General features: G+C 27.5%; 27 protein-coding genes and 2 pseudogenes. 19 read left to right on the top strand and 10 right to left on the bottom strand.

Going from position 1 to position 20,479, the window contains the following annotated elements:
* Positions 1–363 precede the first annotated feature (363 nt).
* The 4 genes from psc1_RS01535 to psc1_RS01520 all read right to left on the bottom strand — a co-directional run bounded on the left by psc1_RS01535 (position 364) and on the right by psc1_RS01520 (position 3,638).
* Positions 364–603 carry a hypothetical protein gene (locus psc1_RS01535; RefSeq protein WP_122225337.1) on the bottom strand — a complete coding sequence of 80 codons (240 nt, stop codon included), beginning with the start codon at positions 601–603 and terminating at the stop codon, positions 364–366.
* 89 nt (positions 604–692) lie between these two features.
* A complete protein-coding gene (locus tag psc1_RS01530; RefSeq protein ID WP_023161246.1) occupies positions 693–1,028 on the bottom strand; it encodes an SVM family protein in 336 nt (111 codons plus the stop codon).
* A gap of 21 nt (positions 1,029–1,049) precedes the next feature.
* Positions 1,050–1,895, bottom strand: a complete 846-nt coding sequence (locus tag psc1_RS01525) for a hypothetical protein (RefSeq protein WP_373375742.1) — start codon at positions 1,893–1,895, stop codon at positions 1,050–1,052.
* Positions 1,896–2,024: 129 nt separating this feature from the next.
* On the bottom strand, positions 2,025–3,638 hold the full coding sequence (locus psc1_RS01520; protein WP_373375741.1) for a DNA double-strand break repair protein Rad50: 1,614 nt from the start codon (positions 3,636–3,638) through the stop codon (positions 2,025–2,027).
* Positions 3,639–4,021: 383 nt separating this feature from the next.
* Between psc1_RS01520 and psc1_RS01515 the strand changes: the two genes are divergently transcribed.
* From psc1_RS01515 to psc1_RS01445, 15 genes and pseudogenes are all read left to right on the top strand, one after another.
* Positions 4,022–4,666 carry a sigma-70 family RNA polymerase sigma factor gene (locus psc1_RS01515; protein WP_373375740.1) on the top strand — a complete coding sequence of 215 codons (645 nt, stop codon included), beginning with the start codon at positions 4,022–4,024 and terminating at the stop codon, positions 4,664–4,666.
* A pseudogene (locus psc1_RS01510) lies at positions 4,656–4,850 on the top strand (single-stranded DNA-binding protein); the annotation flags it as partial. The gene psc1_RS01515 and the pseudogene psc1_RS01510, both read left to right, overlap by 11 nt.
* An 821-nt stretch (positions 4,851–5,671) precedes the next feature.
* Positions 5,672–5,800, top strand: coding sequence for a single-stranded DNA-binding protein (locus psc1_RS01505; RefSeq protein WP_373375761.1), 129 nt, complete (start codon positions 5,672–5,674; stop codon positions 5,798–5,800).
* Positions 5,801–5,889: 89 nt separating this feature from the next.
* On the top strand, positions 5,890–6,081 hold the full coding sequence (locus tag psc1_RS01500; RefSeq protein ID WP_023161295.1) for a hypothetical protein: 192 nt from the start codon (positions 5,890–5,892) through the stop codon (positions 6,079–6,081).
* Positions 6,071–6,232, top strand: a complete 162-nt coding sequence (locus psc1_RS01495; RefSeq protein ID WP_373375739.1) for a DNA adenine methylase — start codon at positions 6,071–6,073, stop codon at positions 6,230–6,232. Before psc1_RS01500 ends, psc1_RS01495 begins: the two co-directional genes overlap by 11 nt.
* A gap of 9 nt (positions 6,233–6,241) precedes the next feature.
* Positions 6,242–6,400 carry a hypothetical protein gene (locus psc1_RS01490; protein WP_373400990.1) on the top strand — a complete coding sequence of 53 codons (159 nt, stop codon included), beginning with the start codon at positions 6,242–6,244 and terminating at the stop codon, positions 6,398–6,400.
* Between the two features lie 11 nt (positions 6,401–6,411).
* The gene (locus psc1_RS01485; RefSeq protein ID WP_373375760.1) at positions 6,412–6,900 is read left to right on the top strand and encodes a DNA adenine methylase; all 489 of its coding nucleotides are present in this window, start codon (positions 6,412–6,414) and stop codon (positions 6,898–6,900) included.
* A gap of 514 nt (positions 6,901–7,414) precedes the next feature.
* A complete protein-coding gene (locus psc1_RS01480; protein WP_373400989.1) occupies positions 7,415–8,020 on the top strand; it encodes a hypothetical protein in 606 nt (201 codons plus the stop codon).
* The gene (locus psc1_RS01475; protein ID WP_122225508.1) at positions 7,998–8,288 is read left to right on the top strand and encodes an HU family DNA-binding protein; all 291 of its coding nucleotides are present in this window, start codon (positions 7,998–8,000) and stop codon (positions 8,286–8,288) included. Before psc1_RS01480 ends, psc1_RS01475 begins: the two co-directional genes overlap by 23 nt.
* A gap of 184 nt (positions 8,289–8,472) precedes the next feature.
* Complete coding sequence (locus tag psc1_RS01470) at positions 8,473–8,685, top strand: hypothetical protein (protein WP_122225509.1); 213 nt, start codon at positions 8,473–8,475, stop codon at positions 8,683–8,685.
* The gene (locus tag psc1_RS01465; RefSeq protein ID WP_373375737.1) at positions 8,678–8,998 is read left to right on the top strand and encodes a hypothetical protein; all 321 of its coding nucleotides are present in this window, start codon (positions 8,678–8,680) and stop codon (positions 8,996–8,998) included. Before psc1_RS01470 ends, psc1_RS01465 begins: the two co-directional genes overlap by 8 nt.
* Positions 8,999–9,030: 32 nt before the next feature.
* Complete coding sequence (locus psc1_RS01460) at positions 9,031–9,414, top strand: DUF2963 domain-containing protein (protein WP_373375736.1); 384 nt, start codon at positions 9,031–9,033, stop codon at positions 9,412–9,414.
* A gap of 151 nt (positions 9,415–9,565) precedes the next feature.
* Positions 9,566–9,754, top strand: coding sequence for a hypothetical protein (locus tag psc1_RS01455; protein ID WP_373375735.1), 189 nt, complete (start codon positions 9,566–9,568; stop codon positions 9,752–9,754).
* Positions 9,755–9,796: 42 nt separating this feature from the next.
* A complete protein-coding gene (locus psc1_RS01450) occupies positions 9,797–10,273 on the top strand; it encodes a hypothetical protein (RefSeq protein WP_373375622.1) in 477 nt (158 codons plus the stop codon).
* Positions 10,274–10,431: 158 nt separating this feature from the next.
* The gene (locus psc1_RS01445) at positions 10,432–10,926 is read left to right on the top strand and encodes a hypothetical protein (protein WP_373375733.1); all 495 of its coding nucleotides are present in this window, start codon (positions 10,432–10,434) and stop codon (positions 10,924–10,926) included.
* 510 nt (positions 10,927–11,436) lie between these two features.
* Here psc1_RS01445 and psc1_RS01440 read toward each other — a convergent pair.
* From psc1_RS01440 to psc1_RS01415, 6 genes are all read right to left on the bottom strand, one after another.
* Positions 11,437–11,778, bottom strand: coding sequence for a hypothetical protein (locus tag psc1_RS01440; protein WP_023161225.1), 342 nt, complete (start codon positions 11,776–11,778; stop codon positions 11,437–11,439).
* Positions 11,779–11,782: 4 nt separating this feature from the next.
* Positions 11,783–12,250 carry a Panacea domain-containing protein gene (locus tag psc1_RS01435; protein WP_122225589.1) on the bottom strand — a complete coding sequence of 156 codons (468 nt, stop codon included), beginning with the start codon at positions 12,248–12,250 and terminating at the stop codon, positions 11,783–11,785.
* Between the two features lie 284 nt (positions 12,251–12,534).
* Entirely contained in the window at positions 12,535–13,716 is a 1,182-nt protein-coding gene (locus tag psc1_RS01430; RefSeq protein WP_122225588.1) for an IS3 family transposase, read from the bottom strand.
* Between the two features lie 242 nt (positions 13,717–13,958).
* The gene (locus psc1_RS01425; protein ID WP_373375731.1) at positions 13,959–14,336 is read right to left on the bottom strand and encodes an SVM family protein; all 378 of its coding nucleotides are present in this window, start codon (positions 14,334–14,336) and stop codon (positions 13,959–13,961) included.
* A 19-nt stretch (positions 14,337–14,355) separates the two neighbouring features.
* Positions 14,356–15,201 carry a hypothetical protein gene (locus psc1_RS01420; RefSeq protein WP_373375730.1) on the bottom strand — a complete coding sequence of 282 codons (846 nt, stop codon included), beginning with the start codon at positions 15,199–15,201 and terminating at the stop codon, positions 14,356–14,358.
* Between the two features lie 87 nt (positions 15,202–15,288).
* Positions 15,289–16,905, bottom strand: a complete 1,617-nt coding sequence (locus tag psc1_RS01415; protein ID WP_373400996.1) for a hypothetical protein — start codon at positions 16,903–16,905, stop codon at positions 15,289–15,291.
* Between the two features lie 121 nt (positions 16,906–17,026).
* Between psc1_RS01415 and psc1_RS01410 the strand changes: the two are divergent.
* The 4 genes and pseudogenes from psc1_RS01410 to psc1_RS01395 all read left to right on the top strand — a co-directional run.
* Positions 17,027–17,677: pseudogene (locus tag psc1_RS01410) on the top strand (group II intron reverse transcriptase/maturase); the annotation flags it as partial.
* Between the two features lie 346 nt (positions 17,678–18,023).
* Positions 18,024–19,196, top strand: a complete 1,173-nt coding sequence (locus psc1_RS01405) for a hypothetical protein (protein ID WP_373375728.1) — start codon at positions 18,024–18,026, stop codon at positions 19,194–19,196.
* Between the two features lie 387 nt (positions 19,197–19,583).
* Positions 19,584–20,147, top strand: a complete 564-nt coding sequence (locus psc1_RS01400) for a hypothetical protein (RefSeq protein WP_373375727.1) — start codon at positions 19,584–19,586, stop codon at positions 20,145–20,147.
* A gap of 115 nt (positions 20,148–20,262) precedes the next feature.
* Positions 20,263–20,478, top strand: a complete 216-nt coding sequence (locus psc1_RS01395) for a hypothetical protein (protein WP_122225651.1) — start codon at positions 20,263–20,265, stop codon at positions 20,476–20,478.
* Position 20,479 lies beyond the last annotated feature (1 nt).

Below are 20,479 nucleotides of genomic sequence, written 5' to 3'. Positions count from 1 at the left end.
CCATTATAACCATTTCCATAATTAGGTTCGTTGTAGTAAATGGGGTCGTTGAGGGTTTCATCCAGATATGCTGCGTTTTGAATATTACAATAAGTTAATATTTTAGGTGCTTCTTTGTTGGTTAGGATGTTGAAATTATGAACTTTTATGGGGGGTTGGGTTTTTAACCATTCTTGTTGGAGAGTTTGGTTGTCAGATAATTTAATGGTTGATTTTATTTGACGATGAAAGTAAGAATGAGCTGAGATAGAAGAAGATAAGTTAAAAAGAATGATGGATAAAATAATGATTAAATATTTAGATAAAGGGAATTTTAGTTGTTTTTGTCATGAAAGTACCTCCTTTCTTTTGGGTTTTAGTGGTTTATTTAAATGACAACTGGATTTTTTCACGATCTATATGATTAGATAATTCTCTAAATATGATTGTAATTAAAAGCAAAATTATAACATCTTTTTGGGTAAATGGGTTAAAAAATGAACTAGATTTAATCATATCTATAATTCCTAAAAACAAAGTAGTGATTGTAAACATTCCTAAAAGTAGAAATCCAAAAAGATCTACTTCGTTTTTGATTAGTTTTTTAGATAATTTTTTTAACATGTTTTGTCTCCTTTCTTTTGGTTTGTTTGTTATCAATATAAAAAAAAGACCCTGAGGAGGGTCTTTATAAATAATAAATTTTATATAAATTATTTGTGGCAATTATCAGGCTGTCTAGAAGAAGAACCTTTTTCCTGTTTTTTTTCTTCTTCAATTTTTTCTTTTAATTTTTTTATTATTTCTGGATTCGATAACATTTGAATAATTTTACTTCTATCTTCTTCTGAATAATTTTCAAGAGTATTATATAATTCATAAAAATTTTTTACATCTTTTTTAGCTTCTTCTTTTGATGAAATTATATCTTTTCCATGATTTTTTTTAGGTGTAGCCATAATGGAATTATTATTAGTAATTAAAAATAAACTTAAACCAATAAATAAAAATACATTTAAAAATAATAAATTATTTTTGATTTTAAACATTTAATAAATACTCCTTTGATTTTACTCCTCAGCAGAGGTGATTTGGTAGAGGGCGTTAAGTTTAGAGTCAATGTGATTTTGATATTGTATAGTCGAATCTTTATATTGTTCTTCCAATATTTTTTTGAACCTTTCGGCTCGTGATAACATATTTTCATACATTGTTTGTTTTGATTTTAATTTGCCTATTTGAACATTAATTTTACCAATTTCGCCAACTATTTCAAGTCGTTCGTCTTGTAATTTAGAGATTTCGGCTTTTAGTCTAATTTTATCATCAGGTGAGGCGAGTTTTTTTTCTTCTTGTTTTTTGGCAATTTCTTTGTCTTTTTCAGCTTTTTCTTGTTCTTTTTCTTTTAGTTGTTCTTTTAATGAAGGAAATTTATTTTGAATTTCTTTAATTTGGCGATTATAATCATCGCATTTGTTATTTTCTTCATCAATTGGATTTTGTTCTTCTTTTAACGATGATTTCCAACTGTTTTTTATTTCTTCAATTTTATTTTTTTCTTGTTCAAAAAGATCATTGGGTAATAAAGATTTGTCATCGGTTTCTGAAAATATATATTCTTTTACTTTGTCAAAATTAGCTTGTGTGATTGTGAATTTTGGTTGGGTTGATTGGTCTTGGGTTTCTTCTTTTTTAGTTTCGTCTAATTCTTCTTCACCTTTTTCTGGTTTGTGGGCTGAGGTGCCGTGCGTGGGGTGTGTGTGAGGTGTGTTTGGGTTTGGTCTGGGTTGCTGGGTGGTTTGTGGGGTTTCGGGTTTTGGTGTTTGGTTCATCCAAAAATAAAAACCAACGCCACTACTAATTATTAAAATTAATAAAATTATAATGATTGGTGCTGAACTTTTTTTGTTATTCATTTTTTAATTCTCCTTTTTTTAATTATATTGTTATTATACCTCAAAAAAAAAAAAAAACAAGTTTTATGCTTAAAAATGGTTTTTTAATTGTCTTTTTCTAAGACATTAACTTGCTTTTTTTGTTAAAAATTATTTTTTGGTAATCGGTTGAAAAAATTTAGCATGTTGGGTTTGAGTTTGTTTTTCTTTTAATCTTTGTTGAGCGCGATTGTAGTTTGGAGATTTATTTTTTAATTCTTCTTTTGTGTTTTCGATTTCTACGTTTAAATCTTTGAGTTTTTCTTCTAATTCAGATTTTTTTAGACACAAATTCCCAGTATCTGAAACTTCTTCATGTTTAGCTGTTAATTCGTCGGTGATTTTTTGATATTCATCGATTATGGATTCTTCCCTTCTTGCGATGTTTTTAACTAATTCTCTTGATTGGCCATATTCCTTGATGGTTTTGTCGGATTCTAAATTATTTTTATATTCTTCTTTTTTCTTTTCGTAGTCTTTGTAGTCAGCATCTAGTTTGTCTTTATCACGTTCAATACGAGCGCAAATAGAATCATAAGTTTCTTTTGACATCATTTTAGGGGTGTTATCTTCGTTAAAAAATAATTCTTTACCTAAATTAACTACTCGATGAATTTCGTGAATTGCTAATCCTGCTTTGGCAATGGTGCCAGCTACTTCTTTGGTCACCCCACCACCTATGGCTTTTAAGAAACCACGTCCTCCAAAAGCATCCATATAAAGTTCTGCACCTTGAAAAAGCGCATCGCGGAGGTTACCAAAACTAAATTCGTGTTTTTTATCCCAGTCATCTAAAGCAGTTTTGGATGCGTCTGCTGCTTGGCGTAAAATTTCTAATTGTTTTCTTTCTGCGCCGATAGTTATCATTTTGGCATTAATTTCGTCGATGTTTTTTTGGATTTCGGCTTTGCGTTCTTCCACAGATTTGATTTGTTTGAATAATGATTTTTCTCCTTCTGTTAAATCATTACATTGTTCTTCCAATATTTTTTTGAACCTTTCGGCTCGTGATAACATATTTTCATACATTGTTTGTTTTGATTTTAATTTGCCTATTTGAACATTAATTTTACCAATTTCGCCAACTATTTCATGTCGTTCGGCTTGTAATTTAGAGATTTCGGCTTTTAGTCTAATTTTATCATCAGGTGAGGCGAGTTTTTCTTCTTCTTGTTTTTTGGCAATTTCTTTGTCTTTTTCAGCTTTTTCTTGTTCTTTTTCTTTTAGTTGTTCTTTTAAAATATTAATATTATTTTCAGTTTCTTGTTTTTGAGTTTTGATATCAGTTATTTTTAATTCGGTTTGATCTAAAAGTTTTTTGATTTTTTCTTTTTGTTCTTGGTTGATTTCTTGTTTTTCGTATAATGTTTTTAATTCTTCTTCACATTTCTTTAATTCACCTTCCCAATCGGATTTGAGTCCTTTATAATCGTTGATGGTTTGATCGTATTTGTCAATAGCTTTGTCGATTTCACCAATTAATTGTCCGTAATATTTAGATGATGGTTCTTGTGGTTTATAAAAGAAACATAAGTAACCAAAACCTAAAATACTCATAATAATTAAAAAATAAATTAAATAGCCTTTCCAAGTGTTGTTATTTGTGTGATAATTTTTCCTTTTGATGAAAAGAAAACCACCAAAAAGAATACTAGCTAACAAAAACCAAGTGAAATAAGATTTAAAAGAAAAATAACTTTTAAATAAGTCTAAGGGCGATAACATTATTTATCACCTCCTTTATTATGGTTTTCAATTTTATCTAATACTTCTGTGTCTTGTGAAATTATCATTTTGTAGGCTTGTTTTAAGTCTTCTTTATTGATTTCATTTCTTCTAGTTTCACCTTGTCCTCTATCTCAATATTCACAAAATCTTAGATAAATAATTTATTTAAAATATTTAACCTTGAAAAAAGGTTACTTTTTTACGCATTTTTTTCAAAAAACAACATAATTGCGTAAAAAAATTGAGGTGTTCCAAAAGTTTAGACACTTTTTGTTTTTTAAAAATTCTTTAAGACTAACTATTAAGTTAGTCTTTTTTTCTTTTCCAAGACTAAAATAATTTTCATATCTTTTCTAAAAACGTTTTTAGAAAGGATTCTAATGTTAAGACAAAAATTATTTAAAGATTTTTTAAAAAATAAAAAGAATTTAGAAATTCGTAATCAATTAATCGAACTTCATTTACCTTTAGTCAAAAAACTAACTTATCAATTTAAATATTATACTCGAGTTTTAACCAAAGAAGATTTATACCAGGAAGGGATTTTAGGATTAATCAAAGCCCTCAATAATTACCAAGATTTAGGTTATGACTTCATTTCTTACGCAACTCCAACCATCAAATCAGAAATTAGAGAACTAGTAAGAAAAAGCCACTCACCTTCAATACCCCAAAAAACAACCAAACCAAATAATATCAGCTTTAAAGAAGAAAAATACAAACAACCTAATTGGGATAAAATCCTTAATCCACATCAATTATGGTTAAAACAAGTAAACCATGAAGTATTCTTAAAATTACTAAGAAAAAAACTAAGCAAAAACGAATTTAATATTATTTGTTTAAGTTTCGGAGTTACTTTGGGCGACATCAACGAAACTCACCAACCAACTTTAACCAACCACGAAATCGCCCAAAAACTAAATTTAACTTTTAAACAAATTGAAACATTAAAAAAACATGCCATTCAAAAACTAACCCCAAATAACAAAAAATCAAAGGAGAAACCAAAAAATGTTAAATAAAGTGCAACTAATTGGCAATATCGCCCATGACCTAGAAAAACAATATATCAACAGTAACAATGACCAAATCCCTAAAATAGATTTCAATTTAGCAATCAACAATAAAGATAAAGTTCAGTATATCCCTTGTGTAGTATTCCGTAATCAAGCCGAAAACTGCCACAAATACCTACATAAAGGTTCGGGCGCCAAAGAGGCCTAAATATCGAGCTATCTAACCAATAGCCAGTGCCGATAAACACTGAATGGATATGGTCGGTCCGTTAAACGAAAGAATAATGGATTACAGCAGACCATAAAAGCGGATTGAGACGAAGTAGTTAGTCAAGAGGATACCGCCACCAAATTGTCCCATGGATAAGCCTGAAATGGTCTAAGAAGGAAAGCAGATGTAATCTTAGAACCTAATACGCAAACTACTGAAGCCGTATAGTCCAGAGTCTAACAGGATATATTATTTGTCTTGGTTAGTTTATCTAATTAACAGAAAGCCTGGAATCTCACCGACAGTCAGGAAAGACGTTAAAACATAAGCGGTTACTTCACCTAAAGGACAAAGGTAGATATTTAGAGTAACTTGGAGAATCCTAAAAGCTAGTTATTTAATTAACAAGTCAAGGAATAAATGCCGAGACGCTCAAGGATAAAGAAGCTATTTAATAGTCGTGGATAATTCAAAGTTAACATTGGAATATGCTAACAAAATGACCCACCAGGGCGAAGGTTAATAACCTTTACAAGGCGAAAGTAGCTAGTAATTTACTATTTATTCACTGTAATCAAGGAAGGAGTTGATAAATATGTCAACAACTGTTTCAAATGAAACTAAGCTTTCGCGAACATTGAATAAGATCCTATATTGGCCGTAAGGCAAAATTAGTTCTCGAAAGAGAGTAAATTATGGAAAGCCGTATGCTTGGAAACTTGCTCGTACGGTTTGGACGGGGGCTGATTGTAATACATACAATGGAAATGCAAATCCCATTGTTGAAACGCAATTAATCTATCCGTATAAAAATATATGTAGAAGGCACCCTTTCCATCCAAAAATATACTACAAACGAAGGACAAACACGAACCAATACCAAAGTAATCATCCAAAATGTCATTTTTTTAAACAACAAACCCAAATAATATTCACAACATTAAGTCCCAAAAAGGGACTTTTTTTATACCTAAATTCAACATAACATTTATCAAAAATTAAATTAAGGAGTAAGTAAATGAACTTAAAACCTAGAAATATTTTAATTATATTAACTTTAACATATATCGGTTTTATAATTACAAACCTTATGACGTTATTTTTTGATTTTAATTTAGGAATCAAAGCTAACACAACAATAAGCCTTTTTTCTGATATAGTTTTTTTAATTTATATTTGGTTAAAGGAGCAACGAAAAAATGAAAATTAACTGGATCGGTTGTAAGAAACAACTTTTACCACAAATTATTTCCCATTTACCTTCTAAATTTAAAACCTATTATGAACCATTTTTAGGAAGCGGTGTTGTTTATTTTCATTTAAAACCTAAAAAAGCTATTTTAAATGATAACGATTCCTAATTAATCACTATGTGGAAACAAAGTCTCCAAAATCCCCATCATTTTGTTAACAAAGTCAAAGCCATGGAAAATTATATTTATCAATATCACGACCAAAAGAACCAAAAACAAGCTTACAAAAATTTACTAAACCAATATAACCAAAATACCAAAAAAAAAAAAAATTAACCAGGTCAGCTATCTTTTATGTTTTAAAAAAATACGCTTTTCGCGGTATTACTCGTTATGATAATCAAATTAATTTAAAAACAAATTTTGGCTACAAGCCCAAACAAAAAATTCCCATCATCAATTTAAACGAATTAGTTACATTCCAAAGACATTTCCAAAAGAAAAAACATGTTTTATATTGTATGGATTTTCGTCAAGTTATCGCCAATAGTCAAAAAGGCGATTTTCTTTTTATCGATCCGCCATATTACTATGAAGGAATTAAAGACAAAGACTTTTACCAAAAACCATTTTCTTTTGCAGATCATCAACAATTAGCCTTGGGATTACACCAAGCAACCAAAAAGGGCGTCAAATGGTTATACACCAATTATGAAACAACCCCAATTTGTAATTTGTTCCAAGAATGCAACATCATTAAAACGAAAACGACTACCAGTCACTGTTTAACCAATAAAAACATCAATCAAGAAATCATTATTAAAAATTATAATTAGGGTTAAAATTTTTACCATTGTTTTACATCATGAAATTGGATATGAAACTTTATTTTGATTAAAAAAGGAGAAAAAATCAATGATGAAAAATAAAATTAACGCGTTAAAAAAAATTAACTAAATTAAAATGCAAAAACATTGAAATTATTCAAAATAATGAAAGTAAAATTAAAGAAATTAATTTTGATTTCAAAGGAATATATGCGGATAGTTTACAATTTTTACAAATTGAATTTTATCCAAATGCTAATTTAAAGCTAATTCAATGTTTTTGTTGTAGGACGGATATTGAAGATAAAGATTTTACTTATGATTTTTATGATGAAAATAATCCTAAAGCAATTAAAGTTTGTTCTTTTACTTTAGTTCCAAAAGTTTTTAAATATTTAAAAGCAATTGGCAATATTTTACAACATGAATATTTTATCCCTATTATGGATGTTGATGAAGAAATAACTTATAATTTAATGTCAACTAAAACTTTATATACAAAATTAACCAAAGGAGAAATAAAATGAAAAAATTTAAAGAAATCGAAAACCAAATCAAAAAATTAAAATCAAAAGTCAAAGAGTATGAAAAATGGTCCCAAGAATGCACATCAGCAGTACCACGATATAAAGCAACAGCCCAATATCTAAAAACTGTAATTCAAGCAAACCTAGTAGAAGCGCAAGAACATGAATCCCAAGCTCAAAAACTCACATCAAAAGTCCAAGAAATGAAAGAAAAAATCCAACAACTCAAAAACAAAATATCAAAGGAGAACCCAAAAAATGGATACTTTAAAAATCGCATCATTGAGTTTTGTAATGCAAATAATTACATTTCTAACATGTGGACTAATTATGCGTTACCAACCAACTTTAGAAATGCTTATTATTTTAACAACAAACACATTAACAATGTTTTTGTTTGTTGTTGGTTTTCCACTTATTTTAAACAAAAAAGAAAAAACCAAAATAAAAGGAGAATAAAAAAACATATGAGCGACGCCATGACTGAAATTAACCGCGGGACTTACTTCAAGGACCGCAGCAAATTAAAACCCAAAACTAAAAATAATAATAAATCAAACAAAAAGGAGAAAACCAAATATGACAAAAAAAGAATTAATTAAAAAAATAGCTAAGGCAAACAAAACCTCAATAACCCAAACCGAAGAATTTTACAACTCATTCGAGAATGCAATAATTAAAGCAATCACTACTAACGAAGAAGTAGTTTTATCACCTCAAATTGGCAAATTCATCTTAAAATCAAGAAAAGCCCAAATCGGCCACAACCCACAAACTGGGGAAAAAATCCAAATCCCCGCCAAAACAGTAGTAACTTTCAAACCATCTAAAACCATCAAAGATAAAGTCAAAAAATTAAAATTAAAATAAAAGGAGAATAAAACTATGAGTGATGGAATAACCGAAGCATATCGTGGAACCTATCAAGACCGTTCCCAAACAACCAAAAAGAAAAAGATAATCAAAACCAAATAACTTTAAAACAATTAAGTCCCCAAAAGGGACTTTTTTATACCCAACATTAACAAAATTAACCAAAGGAGAACCCAAAAAAATGGATACTTTAAAAATCGCATTATTTAGTTTATTAATGCCAATAATTACACTTCTAACATGTGGACTAATTATGTGTTACCAACCAACTTTAGAAATGCTTATTATTTTAACAACAAACACATTAACAATGATTTTGTTTGTTGTTGGTTTTCTACTTATTTTAAACAAAAAAGAAAAAAACCAAATAAAAGGAGAATTAAAAAATGAATAACAAAAAAAGTTCAGCACCAAGCATTATAATTTTATTAATTTTAATAATTATTGCTGATGTTGGTTTTTATTTTTGGATGAACCAAACACCAAAACCCGAAACCCCACAAACCACCCAGCAACCCAGACCAAACCCAAACACACCTCACACCACGCACGGCATCTCAGCCCACAAACCAGAAAAAATAGACCAAGGCCCACAAGGTCCAAAAGGCCACAAAGGTGACACAGGAGACAAAGGTGACACAGGACCACAAGGACCACAAGGACCAACAGGACCACAAGGACCGCAGCAAATTAAAACCCAAAACTAAAAACAATAAATAATCAAAGGAGAATTAAAAAAATGCAAAAAGCAAAAGAATATCAAACAATTAATTACCGATCCGACGGAACAATTAAATCTATAATTGAATTTAACCCAACCACCCGCAAACAAGTTAAAGCCACTATTTTTCAACAAGATGGAACAACTGTTGATTCTATAATTGAATTTAACCCATCCACTGGCAAAAAAGTTAAAACAACTTATTACCAATCCGACGGAAAAACTATTAATTATATAAATGAACTTAACCCATCCACTGGCAAAATAATTAAACAAACTCATTACCAACAAGACGGAACAACAATTAAATTTATATATGAATATGATAAAGACACTGGCAAACCAGTTAAAAAAACTTTTTACCAATCCGACGGAACAATTATTGATATCTTTAACTTTTAAACCCAACCAAACCCCATACCTAGACTCCCTCACACGGTCGGAATGGGGTTAACCGTAAATAAAAAAATGACACAAAAAAACCAAAAATATTGACCTAAACAAGTCACAAAACTGTTTCAACTAAATAAATCATCAGAAAGGAGAATAAAAAATGCCAAAAAACCAGATATACGCCTTCACAGCGGTTGTTGTCGTTTCAGTAATCATAGCTGCTTCAATTTGGTTCTTCCAACCATTCAAATCAAAAGAAGCATCACAAACCAATTCAACTCCAACAGTTGAAAAATCAGACTCAACTAAAAAAGATGAAAAATCTAACGAAAACAATCAAAACAAATAAAAATAGTATCACCTAAACCAAACCAAGAAAGGAGGCGACTTGGTGCAAACTCAAGAAACCCAACCAACCAAACCCCACTTTACATTTATTTCTAATTTTATAGAAACAATTTATCTAATTTCAATCCAAGTTTTTATAATTTATTTAATCAAAATAACTTACCCAAATTTCAAAATAGAGGAATTAAAAAATTTAAAATTAGAAATAATCCCTTTTGTTTCAATTATCGCAATCGTTTATTTCCAATTAAATGTTGTTTTTAAACTTACTAAATTATTCCAAGTTTCAAAAACCAAATCAGAAGCATTCAAAGAAATAAGAAAACAATATTTCCAACAATTAATTAAAAATTTTGAAAATAACGAAGCTCATAAAAATCAAATAGCAAGTGAAGAAATGAAAAAAGTTAATAAAATATTATTACAAAAAAACAACGAACTAAATGAAAATTATAAAAAAATAACTAAATTAAACGAAGAAATAGCAAAATCAAAACTTCAATTAGAAACCAAAAAGTAAGAAAACAAAAAATGAAAACAACCAACTAACCAAAGAAACCTAATACTACCCCTACAGCAAAACAATCGACTATATCTACGAATATAGCCCACAACCAGAAGGACCTAATAAAGTCACAAAACTATTTTATAAAATCAAATTGATGAAAGGAAATAAAAATGTTTCAATTAATTAAAAGGTTTTTTATGATAATTTTTTTAGTCACATCAATTATCGGCCAAGTTTTATTGTTCAATTTATATCAAAAATTTAAAATCAATAATCCTGAAATCGAAATTCAAGCAATTAAATTTTTTGGGTTGGTAGTTGGCGAAATTATGCTTTTTTGGATTTGTTTTTATAGTTTTAAACATGTTCTTGACATTTTTAAAGCACAATCAACAACTGAAAAAGATTTATTCGCATTTGAAAAACAATATCAATTACAAGCAAAATCAATGGAGTTGCAAAGTAGATTAAATAATCAAGTACACCAACTAAATATTGAAAAAAAAAAGCAAAAGCAATTGGAAGAAAAAAACCAAAAAGTGATAAGCTCCACGAAAATAGAACCAGTTGAGAGCAACAATTTTATCGAAAAAAAATATGATTTTTTTCGAAAAACCAAATTGCTTATTAATTACTATTATTATATCATGAAAATAGTTTTTTAAACAACAAAACGAAAATAAAACAATAATATTTATTATTTTTTAAATTTTATATCAAATGACAAGTTTTATTTTATAATAGTATAATATATGTATATATATAATATAAGAAGAAATAAAACTTTTAAAGAGTTTTATTTCTTCTTATATATTTAACTCATATATATTATACTATTAAAATAATATACTTGTAACACTAAAATACAAATAAAATTATTTTTTTACGTAATTATATAAGAAATACTATTTTTATAATATTAAAATCAAAATAATAGCTTTTAAAGAGATTGAAAATTATTATTTGAAGGGCCACCCCATACAAACACACCCCAAAACGTCATATAGGGACAAAATAATGTGTTTTAAGGGTATTTGAGGTTTTGTTTTGTGATAAATAGTTAAATAAGGAAAGCGACGTTGAACGTCGCTGGGGAAATGGTTTTTTTATTTAAAAATAAAAAAAAGACCCTCGATTAAATGAGGGTCTTAATTTTTTTAGATTTATTAAATAAATTAATATAATTCATGTTTAGGATCAAAACCCAGAATATAAAAAATATTATTTAATTTTAAACCTAATAAACGACTTTGTTTTGTAGTTTTTAATTGATAAACTGTTTCACCTTCTGCAAGTTTTGCAATTTTTTTAAAACCTTCGTTAATAAGTTTATGTTCTTTAACTTCATGAAAATGAAAATCGCTATTTATGACGCTTTGAAAACTATCATGTTGTATAGGTTTGTCTAAAGGATAAAGAATATCTTCAAAAAATTGTAAAATTTTAAAACGTTTAAAATTTTTATAAGGTGCATATTTTTTAACAAAGGAATAACGAAATTTAGTTTTTGAACTCATCAGATTACTTTATTTTTTTGAAATTTTTTGTAAAATAATTTTTTATTATTTCGTTTTTAATAACATTTTTAGACCAATCTTCGTTATTATCCCAAGCCGATCGCCAAGGAGCTTCTTGATGCGTCAAATTAGATAAACTAGTAGCTGCTTTATTTCCATATAATTCTATTATTCTATCGATTAAAACACGATGATTGTTTGTTAAGTGTTTTTCTTCTCCTTTTTTAGCTCCGCGACAAATTGGTTTATAGGTATAACGTTTAAATTCATTATATAAATTAGGAAAAACAGGCCCGTGAAGCCATGCTTCGATTGGTTCATTAAAAATTGGTTGATTATTTTCAACTAAATATTTAGCATATGTATAATAAGTTAATTTTTGTAATTTCATATTTGTGATGGCACTCTTATTTTTTTTAATAATATAATTGGCGACATCAAAAATAGTGATTTCATTATTTTGATTATTCATAATTTTCTCCTTTTTAAAATGAATTTATCTACTGTTAGTATATCATGAAAATATTTTATTGCAACATTAAAAATAAAAAAGAATTAAAATAATTGTTTTTAAGGTGTTTCAAATTTATTGTTTGAAGTTAAACCTCAAAAAAATATATAAAACGTCATTAAGGGGCAAAATAATTCGTTTTAGAACTATTTTGGTTCCAAATTAAATAACCAAAATAGTTTAGTTATAAAAAAACTACACAAATTGCCCTTTCTAATGAAGGGCGCTAAACAATATTATTTTAATTATTTTTGATAACACTTGTTTTTATATTCCAAAGGTGATAAATAATTTAATACTTTCATTTTACGATAAATATTATAATACTTGATATAATCAGTAATTATTTCTTTAATTTGTAATTCATTTAATTTTTGCATCTTTTCATAATGGATGGTTTCGCGTTTCATATTAGACCAAAATGATTCCATACATGCATTATCAGTTGGCATACCTTTTGCCGAATAACTAGCAATCAAATTATTTTCTTTTAAATTAGTTTGATATTTCTTGGAAGTATAAACACTTCCCCTATCACAATGGATAATACAAGGTTCTTTTAATTTGGGAAGATATGTTAAAGTATTAATCACAAAATCAACATCAGCAAACTTAGAAATATTAAACCCTATAATTTCGCGGTTATGTAAATCCATAATCGCTGAAACAAATAATTTTTTATTTTTAGGCCCAAAAGTAATATAAGTAATATCGGTACATAATTTTTCAAAAGGTATTGTTGATTTAAAATTATTTTGAATTAAATTTTTTAAATTATTTTCTTTTTGAACTGATAAATCATAATAATATTGAGGTTTTCGTTGAATCCTTTGTGATAATAAACCAAATTTATGCATCATTTTTAAAACAGTTTTAGGATTAATTTTAAATTTAAGTTCAATTAATTTTTGATGAACTATCCGATACCCAAGCCGTCTTTTTCTTTTGCCATCGGTAGTAATATATGAATTTTGTTTGCATATTTGAAACAAGGCTTTTTCTAATTCATTGTGCGGCCTAGGATTACTACTTTGTTCTATCCACCTATAATAACTATTTTTAGAAATACTTAACCATTTAATTAATTGATTCAATGAAATATCATCTTTATATTCATTAATAATTTCTAAATACAATTTTCTATTTTTTTTCAAACTATTAGCAATTTTTTTATTAATTGCTGTTTTTATTATATTAATTTCTTCTGTTGTCTCTATTTGTGTATTTTTTCCTTTAATTAGTGGTTCAAATCCTTCTGCTCCTAGTTTTTCATACATTTTAACCCATTTATAAATTTGACTACGATTTTTAATTTTAAATTTTTCTTGAATTTCTTTACATTTTTTCCCTTCCTGTTTCAAAACAACAGCCTTTAATTTAGTATCCAAAGAATATGATTTTAATTTCTTCTCCATTTCTAAGCTCATTTCTGTTTTGTTAACATATCCTTAATTTTTAAGTCACTATTGTTAAAAAAACTGTTTATTTGTTATTTATATTGATAAAAAAAACAACAATAAAATCTTTTTAAGAAGATTTATTGTTGTTTTAAAGAAGTTTATTTATTTTTTTGTGTTATGGTTTTTTTGTTATAAAAATAAAAACCCCCTAGAAAAAACCTCTGCTAAATTAATAATGTATTTTTTTATATTAATAAAATTATTTACAATTAATCTTCTATAATTTTAATTAATGGTTTTAAATTGAAGGTTACTTTTGACATTTTTGATATTTTTTTGTAAATTTCTGATATTTTTGAATTAAGTTCATTATGTTCTATTTCTAATTTTAAAGCTATATCTCTTTCATAACAATTTACTTGTTTTTTGTTTCTAAAATCATGAATTTTATCTTCTAATTCTTTTTTATTTTTTAAAAGATTAAATAATTCATTTTTTATATCTGTTGATTTTTTTTTATTTTTTATATAATGTTTTTCATTTTCCATCGCCATAACTTGATTATTAGTGATTAAAAATATTCCTAAAAAACTAAATAAAACTATTGGTAATAAAAATAATTGTTTTTTTAATCTAAAAATTAACATTTTTTTCTCTTTTCTTTTTTTATTTATTTTCTTCATTCTTTGTGTTATGTTTTTGGGTGTATAGGGTTATATAACCTTGTTTGGGGTTGAAGTGGAGGTAGTAGGTTTTGTTGATGAAGTTGATATTATTTTCATCTCTTTTGTTTGAAATGCAGTTTACTTCATCCATGAAAAAGTCTTTGTCTTCTTCGAGTAACCATTTAGGGCCTTTGTAGTTAAGTTCTATGTAGTGATTTGATGGATCTACAAGCATATGATTATCAAATTGTGAATCGTTATGATGGCGTTTTGTGTGGAAACGAACAAACTTATCTACTGTTATATTTCCATCATACCAATTGTCGAATGGATTTTGGACGAATGGCGCGAGGTCGGTTGGTTCGTGTGAGTAGTGGTTTCCGCGTCCAAGGCCGTTTAATCCGTAGAAGGTGTAAGTTCTTTCGATTTTGTGCTCACCTTTGATTGTATCTTTTGAGTTTTTATATAAATACCAAGTTTTACCATCACTACCAAGATATGGTTCTTCATCTAATGGATATTCTTTGGGATTGTATTCTCCTAAGGGTGTGTGTATGCTTTCGCCATAAAAATATTCTTTTTTTGTTTCTATTTTGGTGTTGGGGATAGGGTAAATTTTTGGTTTTGTTTTGGTGATATCATATTTTATATCTAAAAACAAAAACACTCCAAAAGCAAGAACTATAATAGACATCATGACATAATAAACAATCAAAGCTGTCTTTATATTGACTTTTTTAATCCTATTTGTATTTTCTCGTTTTTGAATAAACCAAATCCATAAGGGGATTAATCCAAAAATAATACCCAAAATACCTATAATAGTTAATATCTTAAATAACTCCATTCTAATCTTGATTCCTTTTTTTATTATTTTAACTTATTATCATTTTAACACAAATATAACAATAATGCAAAAAAATATGCATTATTGTTACCACCCAAACCATTTAGAGAATGTAGACCATTTTGATGCAACAGCTGTTGCACCACCTAAAGCTGCACCAGCAAGTCCACCAACAACAGTTCCAACAGGGCCTAAAACAGAACCAACTGAGGCACCAAAAACAGCCCCTGATTTAACTGCAACTGTTGTTGAAATAACTGCTCCTGTTCTTTCTACTCCTTCTTGCCAAGCGCTTTGTTTGGTTTCTAGTTGTTGGGAGTTGTTGGTTAATTTTAGCTTATCAGCTTCTAATTCACGGATTTGTTCTTCTAATGTTTCTTTCGTTGTTGTGTGTGCGTCTTGTTCGGCTTTCAATTGTGCTTTTAGTTTTTCAATTTCATGTCTTAATTCTTTGTTTTCGAATCTTAATGAACCGCTAGCACCTTCAAGTCCTGCAATTGCTCCTTCTAGTTGTTGGATTTTGATTGCTTGTTGTTTGAAGGTTTCCATGTTGGTTTCAATTTCAGCAGTTAGTTTCATAATTTGTTCTGCTTGTTCTTGGATGGTTTGTTGTAGTTGGGCTATTTCTTCATCTTTTTGTTTGATTATTTCTTGGAGTTGGGTTTCGTTGGCTTCTAGAGTGTTGATTTTACTTTTTAAGTCTTTGATTTGAGTTTGTTTATTGTTTAATTGATTAACTAATGATTTGTTTTCATTACCGTTTTTAACCAATTCACCTTGAATTTCTTTGATTTCTTTTTCTAGTTGTTCGTTTTCGATTTTAGATGTGTTTAGTTGTTCTTGAATTTTGTTTAAATCGTTAGTATATTTTTCTTTTAGGTTTTTGTTTTCCAATTTTAAAGTATCTATTTCATTTCTAAATCCTTGTTCTTTAATTTCTAGTTGTTGGATTTCGTTTTTAAAGACTTTGATGTGAGTTTCTTTGTTGTTTAATTCTTGTTGTAGTTTATTTGCATTTTCGTTGTTTTTTGCAATTTGTTCTTTTAGGTTTTTGGTTTCTTTTTCAAATTCCAAAACCATTTTTTTGTGATTATCTATTTGTTTTTGAATTTCTTCCAAAGTTTTTACGTGTTGTTCTCTTAGACTTGTTGTTTCATTTTGTTTTTGGCTTAGTTGTTGTTTAAGGTTATCTTCATTTTGTTTTAATTGGGCTATTTCTTCTTCTTTGAGTGCTAGTTGAGCTTCGAAATTAACCTTTTCTTGGTTGATATCAGTTTTTAAGTTATTGATTTCTGAATTTAGTTGCTGTTTTTCTTCGTTTGATAAATTAATTTGCTCGTTTAATTGTTGTTCTTTTTTTTGTAATTCTTCTTCTTTTTGGTTAATTTGTTGTTGGAGTTTTTCTAAGTCTTGTTTATTTGAAGATAATTGGTTTTCTAATTGTGATTTTTGAGTTTGTAATTGTTCGATTTCTTTGTGTTTGTTTTCGGTATTTTTAACTTGATTAGCTAAATTAGTTTTAATATCTTTAATTTCTTGAGTTAATTGTTTCTCTTTTTCTTCACTGGATTTTTGAGTTTGTGTTAATTTTTCTTCTTGTTCTTTAATAACTTTGTTTAACTCCTTTTGGGTTGTTTTTTCTTGTTCTAATTTTTGATTTACATTCTTTAATTCTTCATTTTTAGAAGTTAAATTAGTTTGAATACCTTGAATTTCTTGAGTTAATTTTTGTTTTTCTTCATCTGATAGGTTTTTTTGTTCTTTCAATTGATTTTCTTTTTGTTTTAATGTTTCTTGTTCTTGTTTAATTGCGTTATTTAATTCAATCCAAGTTCCCAAAGCAAAAGCCAAGGAATATGGATATGAATACAATTGGTTAAGAAGAGGAAAGGTTAAGCATGATGAAACATTAGCAAATAGGGACGAATTAGAAATAATACGCACTTATAAGACAATCGTACGTGGAATCATCCAATACTTTTGTTTAGCTAACAATCTAAATGCATTAACCCATCTAACCTATCTAGCTGAGTATAGTTGTTTGAAAACTTTGGCAAGGAAACACAAAACGGCAATTGCCAAAGTGCGAAAAAAGTTTAATCGTAGCACAACTTGGTCAATTCCTTATTTAAACAAAGGGAAAACCAGATATGAGTCATGGATTGTTTACCCTTGGGATAAGATTAAGAAAATGCGTAGTTGTAAGAAAAATCCCGATATCATCATCAATCCTTATCTATTCCAAGGTCGTACGAATCTAACAGACCGCCTTAAAGCGGAAATATGTGAGAAATGCGGCAAAACAACCCAACTTCAAATCCATCACATTGGTACGGTTCGCAATGAAAACCGCAAAAGCGTGATGAATAAGAGTACAAAAGTGTTATGCATAGATTGTCATAGAAATATTACGAACCAACAAATGCATGATATCAGATTAAATAACAAAAGTAAAAGAACAAAAAAGAATAAATAGCTAATCAGCCGTAAGGCAAAATTAGTTCTCGAAAGAGAGTAAATTATGGAAAGCCGTATGCTTGGAAACTTGCTCGTACGGTTTGGACGGGGGCTGATTGTAAATAAAACAGCAAACGCAAATCGCTGAATAAGACGCAATTAATCTATCCGTATAAAACCCTAATTACGCTCGCGCTCAACAACGTCTTAAAGACAAACGTCGTGGTAAAATCCCTGAAATTGTTATGATCCCTAATAAATAAAACTTTTTTTAAACAATTTAATTCATAAAAATGTATAATAGTGATATATTCATATTTTAATATTTGATAATAATCACTATTATCAGAAAGGGAATGAAATTTATGAATAATAATAATAATAATTTTTTTCAAAAAAATTTAGAAATTATAATCATTATTATAGCAGTTATTATTGGTATTGGTTTTTATTATAAATCCAACAATTCTTTAAAACAAGAACAACAAGGAGAACAAGAACCTAAATCAGATGAACTTGAAAATTTCGATAAAAATGTTCAAAATGAAATAAATTTAACAGATAAAAAAATTAAAGATTTTCAAAATCAGTTAGTTTTATTAAAAAAAGAACTAGAACCCAAACTTATTAATTCTTCTCAATATTTTAAAAAAACAGTGAAACAAGATGAAATTCATGATTTAAAAGAAATAAATGAAATTGTAAAAAAAGATTTTAATTGGATTATATCTCAAATTGAAAACGAAATTGAAAGTTACCAAAAATACCAACGGAAAGGTTATTTGTTTAATATTAAACAAAATATGAGAAAACAACTCATAGATAATTCTAAAAATAGAATAAAAAATAATTTATTAGAAATTGAAACAAAATTAAATAAACTAAAAAATAATATTGATGAAATTAAACCTAAATTTAAAACTAATTCAGAAAATTTTCAAAAAATCAAATCTTATGTTTATTCAACAAAAAATGATAAAAGCTTATTACCTTCTAATCTTACCGAAGAAGAAAAAAAATGTTGTGAAGAAATAAAAAATAGTTGGAAATCATCGTTGGGTTATTTAAAACAAGATCAATCCGTAATTAATGAATATCTAAATATAATCAACGAACACCACAATAAAATTAACTCAATAAAATCCCAATATCAATCATTAAAATCTCAAAAAGAACAATTAGAACAACAATTAGAAGTTAAAAACAAAGAAATAGATAAATTAAAATTAGAAGCACAAACAAAAAAATCACAATTACAAACTCAAGGAAAACCAATTTATAAAAATAATGAATTAACTAAAATTCAAGAAGAAATCTCCAAACTCCAAGACGAGGCTATAGAATTAGTGGGACAAATTTCACATCTTAATTCTCAAATAAAAATATTAGAATCTTCCCAAAGAAAGTATGAAGATATGTTATCAAGCGCCGTAGATTACAAAAAAACATTAGAAGAACGATATAAAGACACCGAAAAACAATATCAAGATAATATCTTATCTAAATTAAATTCCCTCTACCAAATCGCCTCAAATTAAAAATAAATAAATAAAAGGAGTTTACGTTTAAATAAATTTATCTAAAAAAGGAAAATAAAGAAAATAAATAAAAACATTAGAAAAAAACAAAAGTCTTATTCTTTTTTTGATACTAAAATAAAATATGTTATTTTAAACTTCACATTGACAAATAATAATTAAATATTTTTAATAAATTAAAATTTCCTATAAAAAATACAATAACTTATTACCTTTACTTCAATCAAAAACAATGATATATTGCCTTATATAAAAAGGAAATGAATATAAAAGAATAAAAAGAAAGAAAAATAATGAAATTAAAATATCAAAATATAAAAACGTTAATTTCTGAATTAATTGTCAATAAAAATAATTATAGACATATTCCACTAAAGAACGAACAAGATGCAATTAATAAATTTTGTACAAGAATTAGTCACTTTAAACCAAACACCTGAGAAATACGAACAAACCATTAAAGATAAAAATCAAGAAATTATCGATATTAAAACTAAAATTAAAACTTTTCAAACCAAAGAAGAAAGATTAAGAAAAGAATTAAAGCTGGTCGAAAATCGCCTCGAAACCCAAAAAGAACCTTCAAACCTCGCCAACTACATCAAAGACCGTTATTCTTTCAACTGTTGGAATAACAAAGGGCTAACTTATGATGCGACCACAGCAAACGGATTTAAATTTTCTCGTTTCGACATAACAAATGATAGTCAATTATTTGTATATGTCGACTTAGAAAAACAACTCAACGAAGGCCCAGGTGGTAACTATTTAATCGTTAAATACAAAGGCCCTAAACACTTCTTAGACGACGACAAGGACTATTACCTTGGTAGCGCACATGTTTCCGACTCTAACTTTGAATTAACTAATTTTCACCTCCACTTTAATCCTGTCCGTAACACTTTATCCCTTTACCAAGATAAACATCATCCAAAACCTCAAAAACAATAATCAAAAATAATTTTACCAACATTAAAAGACTCTAAATTAGAGTCTTTTTTATTTTACACACAATAATGGTAAGGCCATTAAAACGAATAAAAAAACCAAAAAAGGAGAAAACAAAATGGAAATTATTCAAAAATATTCACCTTATATTTGTTTAATAATTTTTACTTTAACAACAATCATAATCTGTAATTTCATTAATCATAATTTAAAACAAAAAATTAATCTTATTGAAAAAGAAATAGATACATTCCGACAAGACACAAAAAGTAATTTTAAAAAAATTAATGAAAAAATAGATAAATTAATAAATCAAAATAAAGAAAGCGAGTAAA

Source organism: Candidatus Phytoplasma solani, from assembly GCF_041729705.1.
Taxonomy (GTDB): Bacteria; Bacillota_I; Bacilli_A; order Acholeplasmatales; family Acholeplasmataceae; genus Phytoplasma; species Phytoplasma solani.
Note: the sequence above shows the minus strand (reverse complement) of the source record. Positions and strands in the feature narration are given on the sequence as shown.

What these genes read in the sequence shown, in the direction of transcription:
- psc1_RS01435 (WP_122225589.1), bottom strand. Translation starts at nt 12,250, where the DNA reads ATGAATAATCAAAATAATGAAATCACTATTTTTGATGTCGCCAATTAT.
- psc1_RS01460 (WP_373375736.1), top strand. Translation starts at nt 9,031, where the DNA reads ATGCAAAAAGCAAAAGAATATCAAACAATTAATTACCGATCCGACGGA.
- psc1_RS01440 (WP_023161225.1), bottom strand. Translation starts at nt 11,778, where the DNA reads ATGAGTTCAAAAACTAAATTTCGTTATTCCTTTGTTAAAAAATATGCA.
- psc1_RS01405 (WP_373375728.1), top strand. Translation starts at nt 18,024, where the DNA reads ATGAATAATAATAATAATAATTTTTTTCAAAAAAATTTAGAAATTATA.
- psc1_RS01470 (WP_122225509.1), top strand. Translation starts at nt 8,473, where the DNA reads ATGGATACTTTAAAAATCGCATTATTTAGTTTATTAATGCCAATAATT.
- psc1_RS01425 (WP_373375731.1), bottom strand. Translation starts at nt 14,336, where the DNA reads ATGTTAATTTTTAGATTAAAAAAACAATTATTTTTATTACCAATAGTT.
- psc1_RS01445 (WP_373375733.1), top strand. Translation starts at nt 10,432, where the DNA reads ATGTTTCAATTAATTAAAAGGTTTTTTATGATAATTTTTTTAGTCACA.
- psc1_RS01520 (WP_373375741.1), bottom strand. Translation starts at nt 3,638, where the DNA reads ATGTTATCGCCCTTAGACTTATTTAAAAGTTATTTTTCTTTTAAATCT.
- psc1_RS01420 (WP_373375730.1), bottom strand. Translation starts at nt 15,201, where the DNA reads ATGGAGTTATTTAAGATATTAACTATTATAGGTATTTTGGGTATTATT.
- psc1_RS01475 (WP_122225508.1), top strand. Translation starts at nt 7,998, where the DNA reads ATGACAAAAAAAGAATTAATTAAAAAAATAGCTAAGGCAAACAAAACC.
- psc1_RS01535 (WP_122225337.1), bottom strand. Translation starts at nt 603, where the DNA reads ATGTTAAAAAAATTATCTAAAAAACTAATCAAAAACGAAGTAGATCTT.
- psc1_RS01430 (WP_122225588.1), bottom strand. Translation starts at nt 13,716, where the DNA reads ATGAGCTTAGAAATGGAGAAGAAATTAAAATCATATTCTTTGGATACT.
- psc1_RS01480 (WP_373400989.1), top strand. Translation starts at nt 7,415, where the DNA reads ATGAAAAAATTTAAAGAAATCGAAAACCAAATCAAAAAATTAAAATCA.
- psc1_RS01395 (WP_122225651.1), top strand. Translation starts at nt 20,263, where the DNA reads ATGGAAATTATTCAAAAATATTCACCTTATATTTGTTTAATAATTTTT.
- psc1_RS01465 (WP_373375737.1), top strand. Translation starts at nt 8,678, where the DNA reads ATGAATAACAAAAAAAGTTCAGCACCAAGCATTATAATTTTATTAATT.
- psc1_RS01400 (WP_373375727.1), top strand. Translation starts at nt 19,584, where the DNA reads ATGCAATTAATAAATTTTGTACAAGAATTAGTCACTTTAAACCAAACA.
- psc1_RS01525 (WP_373375742.1), bottom strand. Translation starts at nt 1,895, where the DNA reads ATGAATAACAAAAAAAGTTCAGCACCAATCATTATAATTTTATTAATT.
- psc1_RS01490 (WP_373400990.1), top strand. Translation starts at nt 6,242, where the DNA reads ATGTGGAAACAAAGTCTCCAAAATCCCCATCATTTTGTTAACAAAGTC.
- psc1_RS01515 (WP_373375740.1), top strand. Translation starts at nt 4,022, where the DNA reads ATGTTAAGACAAAAATTATTTAAAGATTTTTTAAAAAATAAAAAGAAT.
- psc1_RS01495 (WP_373375739.1), top strand. Translation starts at nt 6,071, where the DNA reads ATGAAAATTAACTGGATCGGTTGTAAGAAACAACTTTTACCACAAATT.
- psc1_RS01455 (WP_373375735.1), top strand. Translation starts at nt 9,566, where the DNA reads ATGCCAAAAAACCAGATATACGCCTTCACAGCGGTTGTTGTCGTTTCA.
- psc1_RS01500 (WP_023161295.1), top strand. Translation starts at nt 5,890, where the DNA reads ATGAACTTAAAACCTAGAAATATTTTAATTATATTAACTTTAACATAT.
- psc1_RS01530 (WP_023161246.1), bottom strand. Translation starts at nt 1,028, where the DNA reads ATGTTTAAAATCAAAAATAATTTATTATTTTTAAATGTATTTTTATTT.